Source organism: Bacillus sp. JJ1562, assembly GCF_036962705.1.
Classification (GTDB): domain Bacteria; phylum Bacillota; class Bacilli; order Bacillales; family Bacillaceae_L; genus Ferdinandcohnia.
Map to the genome: position 1 here is coordinate 1 of NZ_JBALOQ010000077.1, position 1512 is coordinate 1512.

The window sequence follows — 1512 nt, forward strand, 5'->3', positions numbered from 1 at the left end:
TTTTTCTTTTTTATCATAAATGGTCATTATTTTTGGTATATACCGTCCCAGCTTGCATATCATTTATGCAAGCTCTGGACCTGTCCAAGTCCAAATTGCTAGTTTCTTTAAATTCATTGCAGCAAAAGTTAGCATCGCCTGCATGGACATTTTTTTAATTCCCCTAAGGGTTGTCCATCGCATACCATGCTTTTCTTTTGCATCAGCAAAGACGCGTTCAATAGATTCTTTACGACGAGCATATATTTCTTTTACCTCTTCAGTGTGTCGAAGGTGGTCAGCTTCTTCCACATAACCTTCCCAGATGTGACGCTGTATTAACTTCTGGTGATTTTGACTTTGAGTACACTGTTCTAGTAAAGGACAATTTACGCACTTTAATGGATCGGACTTGTACTGTCGGTATCCTTCCTTCGTCGTAGTTGTGTAAGTTAATGTCTCTCCTTGCGGACAGATATAGCAATCAAAGTGCTCATCATAAACATACTCATGTTTACGCATGAATCCTTCCTTCGTTTTGGGACGTGTATAAGGAAGAGCAGGAGTAATGCCATTTTCTATTAGGAAATTACAAATTGCAGGTGTTTTATAAGCAGCGTCGGCAGCAACAGCAAAAGGTTTCATTACCTTATCCATAATCGACTCGACCAATGGTTGAAGCATATGACTATCATGAATATTCCCTGGCGTTACAATTGACCCTAACACAAAACCATTTCGGTCCGCAGCAGCATGAAATGAATAGGCAAATTGTTTTGTTCGTTCATCTTTTACGTAATATCCACTTTCGGGGTCGGTTGTACTTTCCTTAATCTCCTTAGTTTCTTCTTTTTCAAATTTTTCAGGAGGAAATGGTTTCTTACCATGGTCTATACGATCCTGATTTAACTCTTCTTGAAGCTTCGCTTCATAAGCACGAGCTTCCTTTCGTACGACTTTCTTTTCAAATTTACGTTTATTAGCACTCGCTTTTACATGTGTTGAATCAATAAATACATGGTCAGCGCTTAATAAGTCCTTATCTGTAATCTCTTTTAAAATACGGTAGAAGATCTGTTCAAATAAATCAGTATCCTTAAAACGACGTTCATAATTTTTACCGAAGGTAGAAAAGTGGGGAACATTTGTGTAAAAACCAAAACCCAAAAACCAACGGTAAGCTACATTCGTTTCAATTTCCTTGATTGTTTGCCTCATTGAACGTATGCCAAATACATACTGAATAAATGTCATTTTAATCAGTACAACTGGATCAATACTTGGACGGCCTAAAGTTGAATAAAGGTTTTCAACCAATGGGTATATGAAGGAGAAATCAACAGCTGCTTCAAGCTTTCTCACAAGGTGATCTTGCGGTACGACTTGATCCAGTGTAATCATTTCCAATTGTTCTCTATCTAAGTTATTAATTCTCGACATCATTTTCCCATCACCCCTAATATTCTCTATAATTATTGTAAATTAAAAAAGACTGTAGGCAAACTCGAAATTTATCGAGTTTGTCTACAGTCT

1 protein-coding gene is annotated in these 1512 nt (G+C 37.2%); it reads right to left on the bottom strand.

Going from position 1 to position 1512, the window contains the following annotated elements; translation table 11 throughout:
- Positions 1-63 precede the first annotated feature (63 nt).
- Positions 64-1422 carry an IS1182 family transposase gene (locus V7097_RS25655; protein ID WP_335706475.1) on the bottom strand — a complete coding sequence of 453 codons (1359 nt, stop codon included), beginning with the start codon at positions 1420-1422 and terminating at the stop codon, positions 64-66.
- Between the last annotated feature and the right edge of the window lie 90 nt (positions 1423-1512).